The 5,781-nt window shown below is 68.0% G+C and carries 4 protein-coding genes and 1 pseudogene; 2 read left to right on the top strand and 3 right to left on the bottom strand.

Annotation, left to right across the window (positions count from 1 at the left end):
* Nucleotides 1-357, top strand: a pseudogene (locus tag IM632_RS13230) (acyl-CoA dehydrogenase); the annotation flags it as partial.
* A gap of 4 nt (nucleotides 358-361) precedes the next feature.
* Complete coding sequence (locus tag IM632_RS13225) at nucleotides 362-1,120, top strand: acyl-CoA dehydrogenase family protein (RefSeq protein ID WP_296521758.1); 759 nt, start codon at nucleotides 362-364, stop codon at nucleotides 1,118-1,120.
* A 166-nt stretch (nucleotides 1,121-1,286) separates the two neighbouring features.
* Here IM632_RS13225 and IM632_RS13220 read toward each other — a convergent pair whose 3' ends face one another.
* Genes IM632_RS13220 through IM632_RS13210 form a run of 3 tightly spaced genes read right to left on the bottom strand, consistent with a single transcriptional unit; the run spans nucleotide 1,287 to nucleotide 5,694 of the window.
* Nucleotides 1,287-2,654: an MFS transporter gene (locus tag IM632_RS13220; RefSeq protein WP_293531291.1), complete on the bottom strand. Its 1,368-nt coding sequence runs from the start codon at nucleotides 2,652-2,654 to the stop codon at nucleotides 1,287-1,289.
* A 57-nt stretch (nucleotides 2,655-2,711) separates the two neighbouring features.
* Nucleotides 2,712-4,253, bottom strand: coding sequence for an MDR family MFS transporter (locus tag IM632_RS13215; RefSeq protein WP_296498817.1), 1,542 nt, complete (start codon nucleotides 4,251-4,253; stop codon nucleotides 2,712-2,714).
* Nucleotides 4,246-5,694, bottom strand: coding sequence for an efflux transporter outer membrane subunit (locus tag IM632_RS13210; RefSeq protein ID WP_296552441.1), 1,449 nt, complete (start codon nucleotides 5,692-5,694; stop codon nucleotides 4,246-4,248). Before IM632_RS13210 ends, IM632_RS13215 begins: the two co-directional genes overlap by 8 nt.
* Nucleotides 5,695-5,781: the final 87 nt, after the last annotated feature.

Raw genomic sequence — 5,781 nt, 5'->3', positions numbered from 1 at the left:
TGGATGGACTTCATCCGCAGCCGGGGCGGTCCGACGGAGTCCGAGGCCGAGCTGGCCGGCCGGATGCTGGCGCGGCTGGCCACCCTGCGGAACATGTCCCTGGCGGTCACCGGGCAGCTCGCCCGTGGGGAGAGCCCGGTCGTGGAGGCCTCCATGGTCAAGGACCTGGGCGCCAGCTTCGAGCAGTCGATCCCAGCCCTGGTCACCGACCACCTGGCCTCGGTGGAGGGCCCTGTCCCGGCGCCCCTCCTGGCGACGCTGGACTACCTCGCCGGCATGAGCCCGACCTTTTCCCTGCGGGGCGGCACGCGCGAGATCCTGCGGGGCATCATCGCCCGCGGGCTCGGACTGAGGTGAGGCCATGAGCGACGACCTGTTCCTCGACTCCTTCCGCAAGCTGCTCGACGGTCTTGGCAGCGACCCCTGGCCCGAGCTCGAGGCCTCGGGCTTCCTGGACGTCCTGCGCCCCGAGGCGGAGGGCGGCGCCGGCCTCGACCTGTCGGGCTTGTTCCCGCTCGCCTTCGAGTGCGGTCGCCAGGCCGCGCCGCTGGCGCTTCTCCAGACCCTGCTGGCCCGGATCGCCGATCCGGCCGCCCGCAACTGCGCCGACGCCGCCCCGGTCCTGGTGGCCGGCGGCGTGGATCCTGACGCGGCCCGCGCCCTCTGCGCCGCCGCCGACGCTGCGATGATGGCCGGCGCCATCGACGCCCTGCAGGCCATGACCCTCGACCACGCCTCGACCCGCCGGCAGTTCGGCCGCGAGATCAGCAAGTTCCAGGCGATCCAGCACCAGATCGCCGTCATGGCCGAGGAGGTCATGGCCGCGCGAATGGCCGCCGAGACCGCCCTGGTCGGCGCCCCCCTGTCCATCTCCGCCCCCGCGGCGGCCGTGGCCAAGATGCGCTGCGGCGAGGCGGCCCAGGCCTGTTCGGGGATCGCCCACGCCGTGCACGGGGCCATCGGGGTCAGCGCCGAGCACGCCCTGCACCGGTTCACCGGCGCCCTGCACCGCCTGCGCCTCTCGCATGGCGGGGAGTCCTACTGGGCGCGCCGCCTCGGGGAGTGGGCCCTTGCCCGCCCGGACGACGCCTCGACCCTGGCGCGCAGCCTTCAGGGTTAGGATCATCGGCGCCGGCTCGCGGGCCGTTTGACGCGATCAGGAGACGGGTGGTGCAATAGCGGTACAGGACCCCCTCCAGCCCGTTTCGCCCCCCGGTCCTAGGCGGTGCTCTATCGCCGACGGCGAAGACCTGGCGGGGATTTGAGCCCCCGCCAGGTCCGCCGGATCAGGACTCCATCTCCTCGCGGATGGTCTTGCGGGCGATCCAGAAGAAGGCGAAGGCCAGTACCCCGAAGCAGGTGGAGATCATCAGCGCCCAGCGCACCCCCTGGGCCGAGCCGAGGCCCACGCCGTTCGCCATCACGTCCGAGATGATCCCGACGACGGTCGGGCCGAGGCCCAGGCCGATCAGGTTGATGACGAACAGGAGGATGGCCGAGGTGGTCGCCCGCATGTGCGGCGGCACGATGGACTGGCCGATGGCGTAGACCGGGCCGTACCAGAGCGAACCCAGGAGGCCGTTGATCACCAGGATCCAGAGCGCCACCGAAGCCGAGGGCACGCTGACCGCAATGATGTAGATCGGCACAGCGATCAGCGAGGCGATGGCGGGCACGACGACATAGCCCCTCAGGTCCGTCTTGGCGAACCGGTCGGCGATCTGGCCGCCCAGCCAGGAAGAGATGATCCCGGCGGTGCCGCCCATCAGGCCCAGGGCCAAGCCCATGAAGCCCACCGACTTCAGGTCGAACATGGAGGCGAGCCGGGCGACCTCCTCGCTGTGCACCCGCAGGAAGAAGCTGGCCGTAAAGGGCGCATGGCCATAGCCGATGAAGGCCTTGATGGCGGCGCCGAGGGCGATCAGCCAGAAGGTCTTCTTCTTCATGAGGTAGGAAAGCGTCTCCCGGAAGGTCGCCTGGGCGGCGGTGACCCGGGCGCTGTGCGCGGCCAGGATCTTGCGGGGTTCGCGCAGGGTCAGGAAACAGAGAAGGGCGAATAGAAGCCCCGGCACGCCGGCGACCAGGAAGGCGACGCGCCAGCCGTAGGCGTCGGCGATCAGGCCGCCCATCACCAGGCCCAGCAAGCCCCCGAGGGGCGTTCCCATGGAATAGAAGGCGAGCGCTGAGGCGCGCTTCTCTTTCGGCACGTAGTCCGCAATCAGAGAGTGGGCCGGCGGCGTGCACCCGGCCTCACCGACACCCACCCCGATCCGGCACAGAACAAGCTGGACGAAGTTGGTGGTCGCCCCGGACAGGGCGGTGAACCCGGACCAGACCGCCACCGAGGTTCCGATGATGATCGGGCGGTTTCGGCGTTCCGCCAGCTGCGCCAGCGGGATGCCCAGCACCGTATAGAAAAGGGCGAAGGCGAGACCGCTCATGAGGCCGAGCTGCCAGTCAGCGAGCTTGAGCTCGTTCTTGATCGGCTCGGCCAGGATGTTGATGATCGACCGGTCGAGGAAGTTGATGGTGTAGATCGCCAGCAGCAGGAGCATGGCGTAGCGCGTGTAGGCGGCCGAGAAAGGCGCTTCCGAGATAGAGGCGGTTGGGGGCGGGACGATGGGGTCCGCCGACGGCGTTGCGGTCTCTGTCATTTGCTTTTCCCGGGCTCCCTTGGGCTGTTGTTTTGGCGGCGCCTCAGGCGCATGGCTTCAGTCTGCCGAAGTCCCGATCTTTTCCATAGGCGCCTTCGGCGGCGGCCTAAGGATCAGAATCAACGGTATCATGGCGAGTGTGATCAGCGTCATCCAGCTGAAGATGTCGACATAGCCGATCATCATGGCCTGACGGGTCACTTCTCCGTTGAGCCGCGCCAGGCCCTCGGTCGTCGTAAGGGCCCCGGGAATGGAGATCACATCATTGAGCACGGGGTTGGAAGGATCCATGCGGGACGAGAGCTCGCTGTGCGCCAGGGCACTGTTCCGCAGGACCATGGCCTGAACGATGGAGATGCCGATCGCCGACCCCATGCTACGCGCCATTGTCGACAGGATGGTGCCCTCGACTCTGTGCACAGGACTGAGGGTCACATAGGCCAGCGTGCTCAAGGGCGCAAAGAGCAGCCCCACGCCGACGCCCTGGATGAATCCGCTGATGATGATGGGTCGGTCTGTCATCGACAGGTCGAAACCTGCCATCGCCCAGAGGGAGGTGACGCTCAGGACCGTACCAATGAAGAGAACCCGCCTCGCCCCGAGTCTCTGGATCAGGAAGGGGACCATCAGGAACGAGATCAGCGAGCCAATCCCGCGGCTGACGCTTGCTTCACCTGTCTGCATGGCCGAGTAGCCGAGCAGATTCTGCATCAGGACCGGCAGCAGGGCGCTGGTCGAGAAGAGCAGCACGCCGACAAAGAAACTGAAAACCGTCGTGCCGACGAAGTTCCCGTCGCGCGCGAGGTCTCGGTGGAAGAAGGGATGACGCGCTGTCGCCGACTGGACAAGGAAGACCCATAGGCCCGCCAGCGCGAGCGCAAGCCACATCCAGATCTCGGGGGACTCCCACCAGTCCTGGCTGGGCCCACGATCCAGCATGACCTGTAGGCCCACGACGAAGGCCGTCAAGGCGGAGAAACCGATGAAGTCAAATGGACGTTGTCGTCCCCCCGGGTCATCCGCCATGAAGGTGGAGACCCCAAGTACGGCGATGACGCCCAGCGGCAGGTTGATGAAGAACACCCACCGCCAGTTCAGGTGTTCCGTGATCCACCCCCCGATGATGGGACCCAGGATCGGCCCCAGGATGACCGCCGAGCTCCAGAGGCTCATCACCCTGGGGATCTGCGCCTGAGGATAGGCGTCCAGCATGACTGACTGAGAGAGGGGCATCAGGGAGGCCCCGGCCAGCCCCTGCAGCGACCGGTAGAGCACCATCTCCGGTACGGTCGTGGCGATGCCACAGAGCATTGAGGCCGCCGTGAAACCGATGATCGAGAGGACGATCATCCGCTTCCGGCCGAACTTCATGGCGAGCCACCCGCAAAGGGGCGTCATCACCGCCGTCGCCAGGATGTAGGATGTCAGGACCCAGGTCAGCTGCTCGGGCGAGGCGGAGATGCTGCCCTGCATCTGGGGCAGGGCGACGTTGGCGATCGTGCTGTCCAGGGTGTGCATCAGCGTCGCCAGCATCAGAGCGCCAGTGATGGGAATACGGTTCGCCTTGTCCTTCTCGAGGAAGTCGGTCGAATCAGTCATCGGCGGCCGTTCGCCAGTCCGCGCCCGTGGCGGCGAAGAGGCTGATCAGGGTCTCGAGGCGCCGCGCCCGTACCTCTGCAAGCTCCTGTCGCGCCAGGCTCAGCTGGCGACGGGCGTCGATGGCGCGCAGCAAGGGGGTCCCGCCGAGACGGACCCCGGCCGCCGTCACCGAGGCGTCCCGTTCCGCGAGGGAGACTGCGCGCTCCAGAGCCTGGACCTCGACTTCATCGGCCTTCAGCGCGGACAACAGGTTCGCCACCTGTGTGAAGGCGCCGAGCACTGTCGCCCGGTAGCGAGCGTCCGCCGCCCGGATCTCCGCCTCGGCGGCCCTGCTGTTCGCCCTCCTGAGCCCGCCGTCGTAGATCGGAAGGCTGAACCTGCCGCCCAGGTTCCAGCCCATGGAGTCGCTGTCCAGAAGGGCGTCGAACTCGGTGGAGGTCTGGGAGAAGTCACCGGTCAGGCGGAGCTTTGGAAACCGGTCCGCCAGAACGACGCCGGCCGCAGCCGTCACCGCGTGCAGGTCAGCTTCCGCCGCCAGGATATCGGGACGGCGACGGACCAACTCTGAGGGCAAGGTGACCGGTACGACCGCCGGCGTGCTGATCTGGTCGAGACGGAAGTCCGGCGGGGCCCACTCGGCCGGCGCCTTGCCCGCCAGCAGGGCCAGTTGATGCCGGGCCTCCTCGCGTGACTGCAGGAGCGCAGGCATCTGCGCCTCGTCCCGCGCCAGCTGGGCCTCGATCTGGAGCACGCCGGACCGGGACAGTCCCCCCAGCTTCTCGGCCTTCAGGGCGAGTTCCAGCAGTCTGCGGTCGTCGGAGATGACGAGCTCGGCCGCCTCGATCTCGCCGTTCAGTCCGGCAAGGCGGACCGCCTGTCGGGCGACGTTCGCCGTCAGGGTGAGGGCGGCGGCGTCCGCCTGCCGGCGGGCCTCTTCCGCCCGGGCTCCGGCCTGCTCCGCATAGCGGCGGTTGGCCCCGAACAGGTCGAGGTCGTAGCTGACCACGCCGCCGATGCTGAACAGGCTGAAGGTCCGGTTCGGGAACCCGGTGAAGCCGAAGGCCTGGCTGTTGAAGAGCTGGCGCTCGGTCCGGGCGTTGATCCCGATCTGGGGCTTCATCAACGCCCGCGCGGCGGTCTCTGCGGCCTGGTAACGCTCCAGGGTGGCGCGCGCCTCCTCAAGGCCCGGAGACACCTCGAGCGACTGCCGGATGACCTGGTCGAGCTCCGCCGAACCGAATCCCGACCACCAGGGGCCCTTGGCCGCCGCCGCCTCGTAGACCACACGGGGTGCGGGTTGTTCTCCCGCCATGGCGTAGCCGCCTGGGGCCTTACGGTTCGCAGGTGACCCGAAATCCTCGCCAACGGTTGCGCAGGCCGAAAGCGTGAGCAGGACCAAGAGGCCCGCGCCGGGTCGCAACGGGCGCCGCCTGCGGAGCATGGAGGAGGGCTCCCTCACCATCCCGGCCCTACCTGTCGTCACGGTTGGACTGGACATTCACCTTGACCGTGGCGGACAGCCCGGCCC

This window comes from Phenylobacterium sp. (assembly GCF_020402505.1).
Classification (GTDB): Bacteria; Pseudomonadota; Alphaproteobacteria; order Caulobacterales; family Caulobacteraceae; genus Phenylobacterium.
The sequence above is the reverse complement of the archived record's forward strand: the minus strand, read 5'-3'. Positions and strand labels throughout refer to the sequence as shown.